Source organism: Lysinibacillus sp. NPDC047702, assembly GCF_050272555.1.
In the GTDB taxonomy this organism is placed as follows: Bacteria; Bacillota; Bacilli; order Bacillales_A; family Planococcaceae; genus Lysinibacillus.
This window is the reverse complement of the sequence record NZ_JBNNMG010000042.1, coordinates 1-14,596: the sequence shown is the minus strand read 5'-3', so window position 1 is coordinate 14,596 and position 14,596 is coordinate 1. Positions and strand designations below refer to the sequence as shown.

Genomic DNA, 14,596 nt, shown 5'->3' with positions numbered 1-14,596 from the left:
GGAAAACACAGTGAGAATCATACTTTATCTTTTAATAGCTGTATTCATTTCACTGTCCATAAAAGCCCATTTATTTAGTTCAACTAAACATTGAAATTGTAAGTTAAACTTTATGCTACTATACTTTACACCTATTTTCGTCCAGTGTAAAACAGAAAAGAATCTATCACCAAAAAAATTTGGCAATAGATTCTATCTTGGCGAGTGCAAAGCAGCGCCATCAAAATGTAATGAATGATACATATTTTATTTACAGACTTGTCGATTATATAGGGGGTTTCTACTAAATAAGTATAAGCTCCCTTTGTGAATGTTACATGTTGCCTTTGTAAAGAGATTGTTAATTCTTCGGAATCATGACAATCATTTTAGTTCCAACCCCAACTTCACTTTCTACCTGAATACGTCCATGATGTGCTTCTACTAAATGCTTCACAATAGCAAGTCCTAAGCCTGTCCCTCCAGAGTTTCGACTTCGGGCACGATCCACACGATAAAATCGTTCAAAAACACGAGCAATTTCGTGTTTTTCGATTCCAATTCCTTGATCCTCTATTTCAATTATCCCATACTTTGCATTTTCCTTTAAACGAATTGTTACAGTTGTATTTTCTGGAGAATACGTAATCGCATTGGTAATTAAATTCGTTACGATTTGGATGATACGATTGGCATCTCCCATCACTTCAACATCGCGTTCTATATCCACATGGAAGCTCATATTTTTTTCATCTAAACGAGGCCCTGTTAATTCCGCACCTCGAATAAGTACGTCCTGCAAGCCCATCGACATAATATTCACGGTAAAACCATGCTGTTCGATTTTCGATAATTCCAATAAATCCTGAATCAGCATTTGTAGACGATTACTTTCTTTATAAATAATCTCTAAAAAGGATATTAACATCTTTTCATCCTTATAGGCGCCATCCAATAAAGTTTCTGAAAATCCTTTAATCGATGTAATTGGTGTACGCAGTTCATGGGAGACGTTTGCCACAAAGTCCTTTCGAATTTGCTCTAAACGGACAAGCTCTGTAATATCATGCATGACAATAACAACACCAAGCCAGCGACCATGATCGCCAATAACAGGAGCACCATACACTTCCTTATTGTATAGCTCCTGTTGTACTTCCATTTTAATTTGCTGTCGATAAGGCATTTCTGTTAAAAAGACATGGTCGATAAATTGCTCAAGTGATTTAGGTAAGCCTATTGTACGAAAGACCTTCCCCTGAACATCGTCAATTTGCATTCCAAAACGCTCTAAGAATACACGATTCACGATCGATATATTGCCTTCACGTCCAATCATCATAAGCGAGCTTCCCATGTTTTCAATTAACGTTTTTAGCCGCTCCTCTTCTACTTCACGTATCGTTGTAATGTCCTGTAAATTACGCGCTAAAATATTAATAGAATGACTTAATGGCATCATACGTTCCTGCTCGTTCTCATGGGCACGCGCACGGTAATTCCCTTTAGCCAGCTCCAGCGCTGTTTCGGTTACATTATCGATTGGTGCGGTGAAATTTCGAATCATATGACGACTGACAATTGCAATCAAAATTAGTGCAATAGTAAAAAGAATAACGAGCACCACATATAATCGAGCGTGAATACTCGGTAAAATTAAACGCTGTTCCTCTGCATTTTGGACTGTATTTAAGGCATCTCTATCTTCCTTAGAGAGTTCAATCTTTCGTTCATCCAATACTTGATTGATTGATTCTTGCATCTGCAGGCTCGCCTGTTCATTATACTGCTCTATATAAACGGGAAAAAGCTGACCTATTACAATCATTAGGACAGCTAGTATTGTTCCGAGTAAAAGCATGAATGTCAAGAATAAGCGGTTGCTCATTGATTTCATGTTGTCTTCGGCTCCTCAAATTTATAGCCAAGACCGCGAATTGTTTTGATAAACATTGGTTTTCGGCTATTTTCCTCAATTTTATCTCGAAGGTGACTGATGTGTACATCCACAATTCGTGTATCACCAGCAAAATCATATTTCCATACAGCACTTAATAGCTGATCCCGTGTTAAAACACGATTTTTATTTTCAAGCAAATAAATCAATAGCTCAAATTCCTTTGGTGTGAATTCCAATGCTTCATCCTGTAAAAATACTTCAAAACGCTCAGGAAAGACACGCAATTGTCCGAACTCAAACATTTTCTCTTGAGGCTCATCTTTATCGTCTAATACAACATTTTGTGTGAAACGTCTTAACACAGCCTTCACTCGTGCCAATACCTCACGCGGGCTAAAAGGCTTTGTCATATAATCATCTGCTCCCAGCTCCAGACCAAGAACCTTATCGAATTCATCATCCTTTGCAGTTAACATAATTATAGGTGTATTCATACGTTGTTGACGTATTTGTTTACATACCTCCATACCATCAAGCCTTGGAAGCATTAAGTCCAAGAGAATTAAATCTGGCTGTAAGTCAATTGCTTTATCCAATCCTTCTTGACCATCTGCAGCTGTTTCTACAACATAACCTGCCTGTTCTAAATTATATTTCAATAGTGTCGCAATAGAAAATTCATCTTCTACAACTAAAATTGTTTTTGTCATGTAATAATGCCTCCGTTAGTGATTTGAAACCCCCATTTCAAATCTCAAGACGTCTATAGTGCAAGTGGTGGTGTCACCAATAAGGTTCCTTCAATCACAAGCTGTTTTTGCTCATTATAGGAATGAACAGATACAGTAATTATATTTTGGAACTTATTTATTTCTGTTACCTCTAAAAGCGTATCAAATAATTCATAATGATAGAGAGGTCCTAAATATTTTAAATGCTGCTCAATAATTCGTGCACCTGGTCCAGGAATGTACTTCGACACAGCTGACGTAATGATACCATTTAACATAATCGTTGGTACGATTGGCTTTTGAAAAGGTGTCATCGCAGCATAATCATGTTGAATATAAAGCGGATTACTATCATTCGTAAGGCCTAAATAAAGCAGTAAATCCTTATCCTCTATCTTTTCAGTAATATGAATCTTCTCGCCAACTGTAATTTCATCTATTGTGAGACCAAGCTTACTGTTTTTTTGAAGCAAAGATACGCCAACCCCTTTTCTATCATACTACCTTCATAGTATCAATTTTATTCTAAAAGTACAACGAAAAGCAGAATAACCATTTTCCTGATATGCATACGATGCATTAGTACAGATCAATTGAAGAAATATGGTTTAACAAGTTATCTGAGATTTATGCTTAATATAGAACTATTACTAAACAAAAAAATCGAGTAGGAATGATTCCCACTCGATTTCATAAGCTTTTTATTAAGCTAAAATTTTCATAACATTGCGGACTGCTTCTGCCGAGTTATCTAAAGCTGCTTTTTCTTTGTCTGTTAAGTCTAGCTCAAAGATTTTTTCGATGCCATTCGCACCAAGTAAAGTTGGAACACCTAAATACAAATCATTGTAGCCATATTCACCTTCTAAGTATGCAATAGATGGTAAAATACGTTTCTGATCCTTAATAATTGCTTCTGCCATTTCAACAAGTGCCGCTGCTGGAGCATAATATGCTGAGCCATTACCAAGCAAATTAACGATTTCTGCACCACCATTACGAGTACGATTAACAATCTCTTCAAGACGATCAGCAGGTATTAATGTTTCTAATGGAATTCCGCCTGCAAATGAATAGCGAGTAAGTGGTACCATTGTATCACCGTGACCACCTAAAACAAAGCCAGTAATGTCTTTCACTGAGATATTAAGCTCCTCAGCAACAAACGCACAGAAGCGAGCTGTATCAAGTACGCCAGATTGACCAATAACACGATTTTTTGGGAAACCAGTTTCTTTGTAAACTGTGTAAGTCATAGCATCTACTGGGTTTGTGAGCACGATAATCGTTGCATTTGGTGAGTGAGCAGCAATTTCTTTAGAAACAGCTTTCATTACACCTTGATTAATTTGAACAAGATCGTCACGACTCATCCCTGGTTTTCGAGCAACACCAGCAGTGATAAGGACTACATCAGAATCTGCTATATCTGCATAGTTAGAAGTACCCTTCACATATGAATCATAACCTTGCACTGGTGCAGCTTCCCACATATCTAGTGCTTTACCTTTTGTTGGGTTTTCTGCCTGTGGGATATCTACTAAAACGACGTCGCCAAGTTCTTTCTGAGCTGCTAAAAATGCTGCTGTAGCACCTGTAAAACCACTACCAATTACTGAGATTTTTTTACGTTTCAGAGACATTTGAATACGCTCCTTTAAAATTAGGTTATATATTTAAAAAAGGGAGGAGAATATATCTCCTCCCTCGATTAATCAAGTTCATCATAATGCTTTAATCAATTATGCCTCGGCATAATTGCGTCCGGAATCGGCTTTGTGCTTGCACAAAGAAATCCTTTCCGATTTCGTGACAGCTGCCAGAGACTTTAACTTCTTTCAGTTTTGCTGAAAGAAGTTAAACTAAATACATTTTACCCTAATTATATCGACAGAATAAAGCATCCGCTTTACCTATAATTTCTATATTACAATAGAAATTATAGGTTCTTGATTAACTCATCTGCGAACTCAGAACATTTCACTTCTGTAGCGCCGTCCATTAAACGAGCGAAGTCGTAAGTTACAACTTTAGAAGAAATTGTTTTCTCTACAGATGTATTGATCATGTCAGCTGCTTCTTGCCATCCTAAGTGTTCAAGCATTAATACACCTGAAAGTAATACTGAAGATGGGTTTACTTTATCTAAGCCAGCATATTTTGGAGCTGTACCGTGAGTAGCTTCGAAGATCGCGTGACCAGTTACGTAGTTAATGTTCGCACCTGGAGCGATACCGATACCACCAACTTGTGCAGCTAATGCATCAGAAATATAGTCACCATTTAAGTTCATTGTAGCAACTACATCAAACTCTTTTGGACGAGTTAAAATTTGTTGTAAGAAGATATCAGCGATAGAATCTTTTACTAAGATTTTACCAGAAGCTAAAGCGTCAGCTTGAGCTTTGTTTGCTGCTTCTTCACCTTGTTCAGCTTTGATAGCGTCATATTGGTTCCATGTGAATGTTTGATCAGCAAATTCAGTTTCAGCTAATTCATAACCCCATTTTTTGAAACCACCTTCAGTGAATTTCATGATGTTTCCTTTATGAACTAATGTCACAGACGGACGGTTATGTTTAATTGCATATTCGATAGCAGAACGCACTAAACGCTCAGTACCTTCTTTAGATACTGGCTTCACACCGATACCTGAAGTTTCTGGGAAACGAATTTGTTTTACACCAAATTCAGATTGTAAGAAGTTGATGATTTTTTGAGCTTGTTCAGAACCAGATTCGAATTCGATACCAGCGTAGATGTCTTCTGTGTTTTCGCGGAAGATAACCATATCAACGTCTTCTGGGCGTTTAACTGGAGAAGGTACTCCGTCAAAGTGACGTACTGGACGTAAGCACACATATAGGTCAAGCTGTTGACGTAATGCTACGTTTAGAGAGCGGATACCACCACCGATTGGCGTAGTAAGAGGACCTTTAATTGCGATTAAGTATTCGTTAATTTTGTCTAAAGTTTCTTGTGGTAACCATTCACCAGTTTGGTTGAATGCTTTTTCACCAGCTAAAACTTCTAACCATTCGATTTTCTTTTCACCGTTGTAAGCTTTTTCTACTGCTGCGTCGATTACACGAGATGCTGCAGCCCAAATATCTGGACCAATTCCATCACCTTCGATGAAAGGAATCACTGGATTGTTTGGTACATTAAGTACGCCATTTTCAACTACAATTTTGTTTGACATTGCTGTTGCCTCCTAAATTCATAATCATAGGACTGTGTTATCAGTAACACAGTCCCAAATATTCTAGCATATTTTCCAAATTAGCGCTCGCTGATTGGAACATATTTTTGCATGCCTGGTCCAACATACTCTGCACGTGGACGGATTAGGCGGTTGTTAGCATATTGCTCTAAAATATGAGCTACCCAACCAGAAGTACGCGATACTGCGAAAATTGGTGTGAATAGGTCATGATCAATACCTAAAGAATCATACACTGACGCAGAGAAGAAGTCTACGTTTGCAGGTAGTTTCTTTTGTTCTACGATCATGTCATGGATTTTAACTGACATTTCATATAGCTCTGGTTTACCAGTTAGTTCAGTTAATTTTTGTGACATTACACGTAAGTGTGGTGCACGTGGGTCGCCTTTGCGGTATACGCGGTGACCGAAGCCCATGATTTTTTCTTTGTTGTCTAATTTATTTTGAATGTAAGATTCAACTTTTTCAAGTGAGCCAATTTCAGTTAACATTTTCATAACTTGCTCATTTGCACCACCATGAAGTGGCCCTTTTAATGCACCGATAGCTGCTGTTACACCAGAATAAACATCTGATAATGTAGCTACACATACACGTGCTGTGAATGTAGATGCATTTAATTCATGGTCAGCATGTAATACTAATGCTTTGTCGAATGCTTCAACTTCGATTGCTGCTGGTTCTTCACCTTTAAGCATGTATAAGAAGTTTGCTGCATATCCTAATTCTGGTTTTGGCGCAACTGGCTCCAAACCTTTACGAACACGTGAAAATGCAGTAACTACTGTAGCAATTTTAGCTTGTAAACGGATAGCTTTGCGGTAGTTAGCTTCTGGATCCATAACATCTGCCTCTTCATCGAATACACCAAGTAAAGATACTGCAGTACGTAGTGCAGCCATTGGATGTACAGTTGAAAGTGGGTATGTTTTGAATTGCTCTACAATTGCTTGCGGAATTGTCATGTTGTCTGCTAATTGTTGTTTTAATTCAGCTAGCTCGTCCTCTTTTGGTAAACGAGTGTGCCATAATAAATAAACTACTTCTTCAAACGACGCGTTCTCTGCTAAATCATCAATGTTGTAACCAACATATGTAAGTGTGTCATCGATAATTGAACTGATTTTAGATTCCGCTGCTACGATACCTTCCAAACCTTTAGTTGCTGACATAATAATTATCGCTCCCTCATACTTATTTTTTTGGTTGTAAATGTATTTTGTATGTCACATTTACGTTTTTTGCTCATATGAACCATTAAGTAAATCGCTTACATTGCTATTATAATCATTTTTGACAGCTTTGTGAATGAAAATCCGCCAAATAAAGAAAAAGGCGCCCGAGCGATTATATATATGCTCTAAAGAGGTATTTTTGTATATTTTGACATTAATTTAACTTTTGAAATGGGGTGAATTTGTAAAAATGAGGAATATTAAACATTTTTCATACGAAAGAACTACAAGTATTTTATTTTTTATATTCTATTTGGTAATACTTTGGTTCGTATTACCCGTTTCACTTGCAATTTTTTTATCTTTTTCAACTTATCCTATCATAAAATTTCTTCATACTTATTGTAGGATCGCTTATTGGCTTGCAGCAATTATCGTGGAAATTTTGATACTTTCTTGTATCTTTTTTCTCGCTATTATATCTATCAATAGCGTAATTCATATCTTTCCTGAAATCCGAGATACACTACAAAATTTCCCACTTTTCGATGAATATGAATCCATATTTATCCAAGTTTTAAAGGAAAAATCGTTGTCTATTTTTGATTCGATTTTAGTTTATATAGCGAATATTTTTCAATTAATTATGAAGCATGTCATTGAAGTATTTATATTCCTTGTTGCATACTATTTCGCCCTATTGGAAACTCGGAAATCCCGTTATTGGTTTTTTCAATATGCGCCAAAAAAATATCGCAATGAGTGGCAGTCACATTTTTCTAAAGTAATGCAGTTGTTTCATTACTTTCTATTTGTGGAATTTCAGCTTTTCACAATCACATTGCTCATACTATGTGCAGGATTTGTGCTGCTTAACTTTGAACAAGCTATCATTAAAGCTTTTATAGTAGCCTTCGCAGATGTGCTTCCATTCTTTGGCATTGGTGTATTTCTTGTACCCATGAGCATTTATTTTTACTTCACAGGCAATACCTTTTTATGTGTCGCAATTTTAGTATTATATTTATTCGTTCAATTAACAAGGCAGCTTGCTGAATCCATGCTTTGGTCAAATACGCTTCAATTACGTACCTTCCACACCTTTTTCATCAGTGCTGCCTCCATTTTATTATTTGGTTTTTATGGTATTTTACTGAGCCCAATTTTTTTATTTTTGGCAGTTAAGTTAAAGGAAAATGCTATTTTTGAACGATAATAAAGTTACCTTTTTTCATTTTTTTACGCATCCAATAATAAAAGATTGGTTGGAACATTTTACGGGAAAAAGGCATGAGTAGTAACAAACCAATCAAATCCGTTAAAAATCCTGGCAAAGCTAATAATACACCACCACTGAATGTTAACACAGTATCAATTAAGGCAGGACCTGGAGCCTCTCCTCGTGCTATCGTATTTTTAACATTTTGCACAGAATTCATACCTTTATTTTTAACTACATAAATACCTATAATACTTGTTGCAACAATGAGCAATAATGTATTGAAAACACCAATATTTTGACCAATTACTATTAATAACGCCAATTCGGCTAATGCATAGACAATGAAACCAAGAAAAACTTTTCTCATATTTTTCTCCCTTCTATCTAAAAAGCTATACCTCTTATACGTTATTATAGCCCATTTTGTTTCATTAAAAAAACAAATGAAACACCATGTAGAGAGATGAATCTATTTATATTCAAGCATGATGCGAATGAAGAATGTTTATGTATGAAAAGTGTTTCGTTATGTTTAGAATAAAGCTCTAGTACAGTCGTTTGCACTAGAGCTTCTTTATCTTTCTTAAAGAACGCTGGCATGTCCTTTATAAATAACGCCCGTTTCTGCATCCATTGTGATTTCTTGACCATGACGAATCAAAGTTGTTGCTTCTTTTACTCCGACAATAACAGGGATACCTAGGCTCAGACCTACTACTGCTGCATGGCTTGTAAGTCCACCTTCCTCGGTAATCAAACCAAGACAATTTTCAAGCGCTGGCATCATATCACGATCCGACCCAACCGTTACTATAATACAACCATCTGTATCATAGGCTAGTGCCTCTGCTGCATTTTTTGCAACAACCGTTTTTCCTACTACTGAAGCTTTTCCAATTCCTTGACCGCGAGCTAGTAAATCTCCAATAATGTGAACTTTCATTAAGTTAGTTGTACCTGCTTCACCAACTGGTACACCTGCAGTAATAACAACTGCATCACCATGTGTTACATATCCATGCTTTAAGCTTTCATCAACAGCAAGCTCTAAAATTTCGTCTGTAGTTGTCACACGTTGACAAACAACTGGATATACTCCCCAAACAAGTGTTAATGTATGAGCTGTATTTGAGGATCCCGTTACAGCAATAACTGGTACACCTGGGCGATATTTTGCAATCATTCTAGCTGTATTACCACTTTCAGTCGGTGCTAAAACTGCCTTTACCCCTAAATTAATTGACGTATACGCTACAGCCTGAGATATAGCCTCTGTCATATTTGCCTCTTTTTCTCGACTACGCATAGAGACTATTGCCTTATAGTCTAAAGAGTTTTCTGTATGCTGTGCGATTTTATTCATTGTTTGTACAGATTCCACTGGATATAGACCTGCTGCTGTTTCACCAGATAACATAATTGCATCAGTACCATCAATAATAGCATTCGCTACATCACTTGCCTCTGCTCGTGTTGGACGCGGGTTACGCTGCATTGAATCTAGCATTTGTGTAGCAGTAATTACTGGTTTCCCTACTTGATTACATTTTAAAATTAATTTCTTTTGTACTAATGGTACTTCTTCAGCTGGAATTTCAACGCCTAGATCACCACGAGCTACCATTAATCCATCTGACACTAAGATGATTTCATCAATATTGTCAACACCCTCTTGGTTCTCGATTTTCGGGATGATTTGAATATGACTTCCGCCATTTTGTTCAAGCAGCTCTCGAATTTCTAGCACATCTTTTGCACGACGCACGAACGAAGCTGCAATAAAATCTACATCTTGCTTGATGCCGAATAAAATATCCTGTGCGTCCTTCTCTGTGATTCCAGGAAGCTGAACAGAAACACCAGGTACATTCACACCTTTTTTATTTTTTAAAACACCCGCATTTTCAACAATTGTATGGATAAGACCTTTCTCCATATCTGTTGCTAAGACACGTAGCTGAATGAGACCATCATCTAACAAAATAATGGAGTTTTGTTCCACATCCTCAATCAAGCGTTCATATGTGACAGAGAAGCTAGTCTCTGTCCCTTCAACCTCAGTCATTGAAATATCAATTACTTGACCTGCTGTTAAATGCAGCTCTCCGTTTTTCATATTATGTGTACGAATTTCAGGGCCTTTAGTGTCAAGTAATATCCCAACTGGCTTCCCTAATTTCTGTGCAACTTCACGAATTAAATTAATGCGTACCTCATGCTCCTCATGCGAACCATGTGAAAAATTTAAGCGGGCAACATTCATACCTGCTTCAATCAATTTTTCTAAGGTTTCTGGCGACTCACTTGCCGGACCGATTGTACATACGATTTTAGTTTTTCTCATTTTCTGCCCACTCCGTTTTTATGCCAAATTATATTGACAGTTCTTTCATTAATGTATATAAACTTACATCTGCTTCATGATTTTTTTCGAAAGCTTCAGGCATATCATAGTCAATTACTTGATGATTGCGAATTCCTACCGCTCTGCCAGACTTTCCTTCCATTAGTAATTCAACTGCATGAGCACCGAATTGACTTGCCAAAACACGATCACGTGCAGTAGGAGAACCACCTCGCTGAATATGGCCAAGAACAGAAACACGCGTCTCTTTCCCCGTTTTTTCCTTTAACAATTTTGCCAAATCACTGCCAGACATGACACCCTCAGCAACTATAATAATGCTATGCTTTTTGCCACGTGCTGCTCCTCGATCTAAGCGTGCCACAATGTCATCTAAATTATAATCTTCTTCTGGAATTAAAACAGTTTCAGCACCTGCTGCAAGACCTGCCCATAAAGTAATATCTCCAGCGTCTCTTCCCATTACCTCTACAATAAAGGAGTTTTCATGAGAGGTCGCTGTATCGCGAATTTTATCAATGGATTCTACAACTGTATTTAGTGCCGTATCAAATCCTATTGTGTATTCTGTGCCTGGTACATCATTATCAATTGTTCCTGGGACACCAACAACAGGGAAGCCTTTCTTCACTAAATCCATAGCACCTCTGTAGGAACCATCACCACCAATAACAACTAATCCTTCAATTCCTGCTGCCCGCAAGTTGTCAATACCACGCTGTTGGACTGTTTCTTCTTTAAATTCAGGACATCTCGCTGAATTTAACTGTGTACCACCTCGTTGAATTATGCCACCTACTGAACCTAGATCAAGATTTTCCATGTAACCTTTTACTAAGCCTTCATAGCCATGCTTAATCCCAACAACATCGATTCCATGAAAGGCTGCCTTACGAACGACTGCACGAATAGCTGCATTCATTCCTGGCGCATCTCCACCACTTGTTAATACGGCAATTTTTTTCATTGTCGAACCTCCTGCAGTTACTATTATTATTCACATTAACATGAAAAAACAAACTATGTAAGGGTTCTAAGACTATAAAAACATAACTTTTACATAAAAAATGAAAAGAATGCGCTTTCACACACTCTTTCCATTCAAAAACATCCGAAATCTAACATTTTTTCAAGAAGTCTGGCGTTATTTTTGCGCTACTATCTTCTTATATCATAAAAGCTTTTCTTCAACTAAAAGACGAAAATAATCCCTTTACGAGCAGATTTTCAACTAAAAATTTTGATCTAAAACTCAAATCAAGAAATATTTTCTTATCAGTATTTATAGTTCTGTTTCTGTATACTGACCGATTTGTTTAAATTTCTCGTAACGATCTTCAACTAATTCTTCGCCATTTAAAGAATTCAATGCTTTCAGTGTATCACTTATACATTCTTTTATATAAAGAGCCTGCTTCGCTACATTGCGATGTGCACCACCTGTAATTTCTGGGATGATGCCATCAATGACACCTAGCTCCTTTAAATCAGGCGCTGTTATACGCATTGCCTCTGCAGCTTGTTTCGCAAGACTTCCATCACGCCATAAGATGGATGCTGCTCCCTCAGGAGAAATAACAGAATACGTTGAGTTCTCTAACATAAAGACACGATTAGCTACTCCTAATGCAAGTGCACCACCGCTACCACCTTCACCAATAACAATACTGATCACTGGTACTTTTAAGCCTGCCATCTCAATCAGATTTCTAGCAATTGCTTCACTTTGGCCACGTTCCTCTGCTGCCTTACCTGGATATGCACCTTTTGTATCGATAAAGCATATAATTGGGCGTTTAAATTTTTCAGCCTGTTTCATTAATCGCAATGCTTTTCGATAACCTTCTGGGTGTGGCATACCGAAATTACGACGAATATTTTCTTTCGTAGATTTTCCACGTTGATGTCCAATAATTGTTACCGGCTGTCCTTCAAAAAATCCAATTCCCCCAAGAATGGCGGCATCGTCACCAAATGTCCGATCCCCATGTAATTCTATAAAATTCTCACACATTGCTTCTATATATTGTAATGTCGTTGGTCTTTCTGGATGTCTAGCTACCTGCACACGATCCCATGGCTTCATATTGGCATATATGGATTGCTCTAGCTGAGTCAGACGAATTTCAAGCTTTTCAATTTCACCTGTCATATCTACATCTGCTTCAGCAGCTATTGATTTTAATTCATCTATTTTTTCTCGTAACTGTATTACTGGTTCTTCAAAAGCTAAATTTTTAGACATGCTGTACGCCGCCTTTCGTATGCATTTTTACAAGTACTGCTACTTGATCTCGCAAATCTTTACGAGGGAAGATAGCATCAAGTTGACCATGGTCAAGTAAAAATTCTGCTGTTTGGAAATCATTCGGCAATTTCTCTCTAACTGTTTCTTCAATAACACGACGTCCAGCAAAGCCAATTAATGCTTGAGGTTCTGCTATATTAATATCCCCAACAGAGGCAAAGCTTGCCGAAACACCACCTGTTGTTGGGTGCGTCAATATCGAAATAAACAATAAACCTTGGTCACTATGTCGTTTTAATGCCACACTCGTTTTTGCCATCTGCATTAATGATAGAACGCCTTCCTGCATACGTGCCCCACCGCTAGCTGTAAAAATAATAAACGGTACACGTAATTCAGTAGCCTTTTCAACAGCACGTGTAATTTTTTCTCCAACTACTGAGCCCATGGAGCCCATTCGGAAATGAGAATCCATAATTGCTACGACAATTTCTTCTCCGTCTAATGTACCTACTCCTGTCAATACAGCCTCATTTAAGCCTGTTTTTTGTTGATCTACAGAAATTTTCTCCACATACGCTGGGAAATTAAGGGGATTATTTGTTTGTAAATGATCATCCATAGAAAAAAATGAGCCTTCATCTAAGAAATAATTTACACGCTCCTGTGCAGTCATTTTGAAGTGATGGCTGCATTTTGTGCATACTTTATGATTTTTCTCTAATTCCTTCGTTAATTGAATATGGCGGCATTCAGGACATTTTGTCATCAGTCCTTCTGGAAATGCCTTTTCTTGTCCGTTCTCTTTCTTTTTTTTATTACCGCTAAATAAGCTACGTATTGCCATGTTTGACTCCCCCTTTGTTGTCTAAATGCTTTGTTCAGTATTCATCCACTGTTCGTAAGCTTTTAATGCTTCTTTTTCATAGCCTAGCTGCATCGATTTCAACATCGTTTGAATGATTAATTTTTCCTCTTCTGTTGAGTTTCGATTTAAACGGTCACCATCATAAGCTGCTAATTGAAACCAGATTTTTAAAGAAAGTCGATTTCCTGCCGTTATTATTAGCTCTCTTAAAATATCTCGACAATTAACTGTACCTTCAATTTCTAGTTTCACAAAAAAACTGTCCCACACAGGTAGTGTGCGAAGAATCTCTGTACAACTTATTACGCGGATAGCTTCCTTTTCATGAATTTGTCGCGTTAATTCGACATCCTTTTTTGATTTTTCATCTTCTAATATAAACATCGACAGTATTTCTACAAGCTGATGTTTATGTGTGGACGCTAGAAAAGTACCACCGCCATGTCTTGTTTCAATCAGTCCGAGCAATTCTAAACTTCGCAATGCCTCTCTTACAGAGGATCGCCCGACACCTAGACGCTCTGACAGAACTCGTTCGGAAGGTAGCTTCTCACCAGCTTGTATTTTTTCTATTTTAATGAGTTGACGTAATTGTTGGACGATTTCTAAAAACACTTTCTTTTGTTCGGTTTTTTTATCCATACGACTAACTCCCCTTATCAAAAAGTGGTCAGACCACTTTTAACGTTGTTTCTAGCTTACAAAATAACTGATGAAAAGTAAAGAAAAAACTGCATAAAAATTTATGCAGTTTCTCATGTTGTTGAAATACTATTATGTCAATGAAATCAAGGTGACAAATTAAAAAGTATAGTCCTTTTTCAAAACGAGGGGTTGATCTCCGTTCCGACTGAGTGCTTTCCTGGGGGCGTCCGATGAGCC

The 14,596-nt window shown here is 37.4% G+C and carries 13 protein-coding genes; 1 reads left to right on the top strand and 12 read right to left on the bottom strand.

The window, feature by feature from the left end; all coding sequences use genetic code 11:
* Positions 1-340 precede the first annotated feature (340 nt).
* The 6 genes from pnpS to citZ form a co-directional block, all read right to left on the bottom strand.
* Positions 341-1,876, bottom strand: a complete 1,536-nt coding sequence (gene pnpS / locus ACQKIM_RS18185; protein ID WP_427546461.1) for a two-component system histidine kinase PnpS — start codon at positions 1,874-1,876, stop codon at positions 341-343.
* Positions 1,873-2,589 (bottom strand): response regulator transcription factor, encoded by a 717-nt coding sequence (locus ACQKIM_RS18180; protein ID WP_427546458.1) that lies wholly within the window; start codon positions 2,587-2,589, stop codon positions 1,873-1,875. Before ACQKIM_RS18180 ends, pnpS begins: the two co-directional genes overlap by 4 nt.
* A 53-nt stretch (positions 2,590-2,642) precedes the next feature.
* Positions 2,643-3,083 (bottom strand): MaoC/PaaZ C-terminal domain-containing protein, encoded by a 441-nt coding sequence (locus ACQKIM_RS18175; RefSeq protein ID WP_427546455.1) that lies wholly within the window; start codon positions 3,081-3,083, stop codon positions 2,643-2,645.
* A gap of 231 nt (positions 3,084-3,314) precedes the next feature.
* Positions 3,315-4,253 (bottom strand): malate dehydrogenase, encoded by a 939-nt coding sequence (mdh, locus tag ACQKIM_RS18170; RefSeq protein ID WP_427546453.1) that lies wholly within the window; start codon positions 4,251-4,253, stop codon positions 3,315-3,317.
* Between the two features lie 296 nt (positions 4,254-4,549).
* Entirely contained in the window at positions 4,550-5,812 is a 1,263-nt protein-coding gene (gene icd, locus ACQKIM_RS18165) for an NADP-dependent isocitrate dehydrogenase (protein WP_427546450.1), read from the bottom strand.
* Between the two features lie 80 nt (positions 5,813-5,892).
* On the bottom strand, positions 5,893-7,008 hold the full coding sequence (gene citZ, locus ACQKIM_RS18160) for a citrate synthase (RefSeq protein WP_427546447.1): 1,116 nt from the start codon (positions 7,006-7,008) through the stop codon (positions 5,893-5,895).
* Positions 7,009-7,261: 253 nt separating this feature from the next.
* Between citZ and ACQKIM_RS18155 the strand changes: the two genes are divergently transcribed.
* Positions 7,262-8,227 (top strand): AI-2E family transporter, encoded by a 966-nt coding sequence (locus ACQKIM_RS18155; RefSeq protein WP_427546444.1) that lies wholly within the window; start codon positions 7,262-7,264, stop codon positions 8,225-8,227.
* On the opposite strand, the gene ACQKIM_RS18150 is transcribed toward ACQKIM_RS18155, so the two are convergent.
* The 6 genes from ACQKIM_RS18150 to ACQKIM_RS18125 all read right to left on the bottom strand — a co-directional run bounded on the left by ACQKIM_RS18150 (position 8,211) and on the right by ACQKIM_RS18125 (position 14,356).
* On the bottom strand, positions 8,211-8,600 hold the full coding sequence (locus ACQKIM_RS18150; RefSeq protein ID WP_369593500.1) for an FxsA family protein: 390 nt from the start codon (positions 8,598-8,600) through the stop codon (positions 8,211-8,213). The genes ACQKIM_RS18155 and ACQKIM_RS18150 overlap by 17 nt on opposite strands.
* A gap of 216 nt (positions 8,601-8,816) precedes the next feature.
* Positions 8,817-10,577, bottom strand: a complete 1,761-nt coding sequence (pyk, locus tag ACQKIM_RS18145; protein ID WP_427546441.1) for a pyruvate kinase — start codon at positions 10,575-10,577, stop codon at positions 8,817-8,819.
* Positions 10,578-10,605: 28 nt separating this feature from the next.
* Positions 10,606-11,565 (bottom strand): 6-phosphofructokinase, encoded by a 960-nt coding sequence (gene pfkA, locus ACQKIM_RS18140; RefSeq protein WP_427546439.1) that lies wholly within the window; start codon positions 11,563-11,565, stop codon positions 10,606-10,608.
* 315 nt (positions 11,566-11,880) lie between these two features.
* Positions 11,881-12,843: an acetyl-CoA carboxylase carboxyltransferase subunit alpha gene (locus tag ACQKIM_RS18135; RefSeq protein ID WP_427546436.1), complete on the bottom strand. Its 963-nt coding sequence runs from the start codon at positions 12,841-12,843 to the stop codon at positions 11,881-11,883.
* Positions 12,836-13,693: an acetyl-CoA carboxylase, carboxyltransferase subunit beta gene (gene accD / locus ACQKIM_RS18130; RefSeq protein ID WP_427546433.1), complete on the bottom strand. Its 858-nt coding sequence runs from the start codon at positions 13,691-13,693 to the stop codon at positions 12,836-12,838. Before accD ends, ACQKIM_RS18135 begins: the two co-directional genes overlap by 8 nt.
* A 21-nt stretch (positions 13,694-13,714) precedes the next feature.
* On the bottom strand, positions 13,715-14,356 hold the full coding sequence (locus ACQKIM_RS18125; protein ID WP_427546431.1) for a FadR/GntR family transcriptional regulator: 642 nt from the start codon (positions 14,354-14,356) through the stop codon (positions 13,715-13,717).
* Positions 14,357-14,596 lie beyond the last annotated feature (240 nt).

What these genes read in the sequence shown, in the direction of transcription:
- pnpS (WP_427546461.1), bottom strand. Translation starts at nt 1,876, where the DNA reads ATGAAATCAATGAGCAACCGCTTATTCTTGACATTCATGCTTTTACTC.
- ACQKIM_RS18180 (WP_427546458.1), bottom strand. Translation starts at nt 2,589, where the DNA reads ATGACAAAAACAATTTTAGTTGTAGAAGATGAATTTTCTATTGCGACA.
- mdh (WP_427546453.1), bottom strand. Translation starts at nt 4,253, where the DNA reads ATGTCTCTGAAACGTAAAAAAATCTCAGTAATTGGTAGTGGTTTTACA.
- icd (WP_427546450.1), bottom strand. Translation starts at nt 5,812, where the DNA reads ATGTCAAACAAAATTGTAGTTGAAAATGGCGTACTTAATGTACCAAAC.
- citZ (WP_427546447.1), bottom strand. Translation starts at nt 7,008, where the DNA reads ATGTCAGCAACTAAAGGTTTGGAAGGTATCGTAGCAGCGGAATCTAAA.
- ACQKIM_RS18155 (WP_427546444.1), top strand. Translation starts at nt 7,262, where the DNA reads ATGAGGAATATTAAACATTTTTCATACGAAAGAACTACAAGTATTTTA.
- ACQKIM_RS18150 (WP_369593500.1), bottom strand. Translation starts at nt 8,600, where the DNA reads ATGAGAAAAGTTTTTCTTGGTTTCATTGTCTATGCATTAGCCGAATTG.
- pyk (WP_427546441.1), bottom strand. Translation starts at nt 10,577, where the DNA reads ATGAGAAAAACTAAAATCGTATGTACAATCGGTCCGGCAAGTGAGTCG.
- pfkA (WP_427546439.1), bottom strand. Translation starts at nt 11,565, where the DNA reads ATGAAAAAAATTGCCGTATTAACAAGTGGTGGAGATGCGCCAGGAATG.
- ACQKIM_RS18135 (WP_427546436.1), bottom strand. Translation starts at nt 12,843, where the DNA reads ATGTCTAAAAATTTAGCTTTTGAAGAACCAGTAATACAGTTACGAGAA.
- accD (WP_427546433.1), bottom strand. Translation starts at nt 13,693, where the DNA reads ATGGCAATACGTAGCTTATTTAGCGGTAATAAAAAAAAGAAAGAGAAC.
- ACQKIM_RS18125 (WP_427546431.1), bottom strand. Translation starts at nt 14,356, where the DNA reads ATGGATAAAAAAACCGAACAAAAGAAAGTGTTTTTAGAAATCGTCCAA.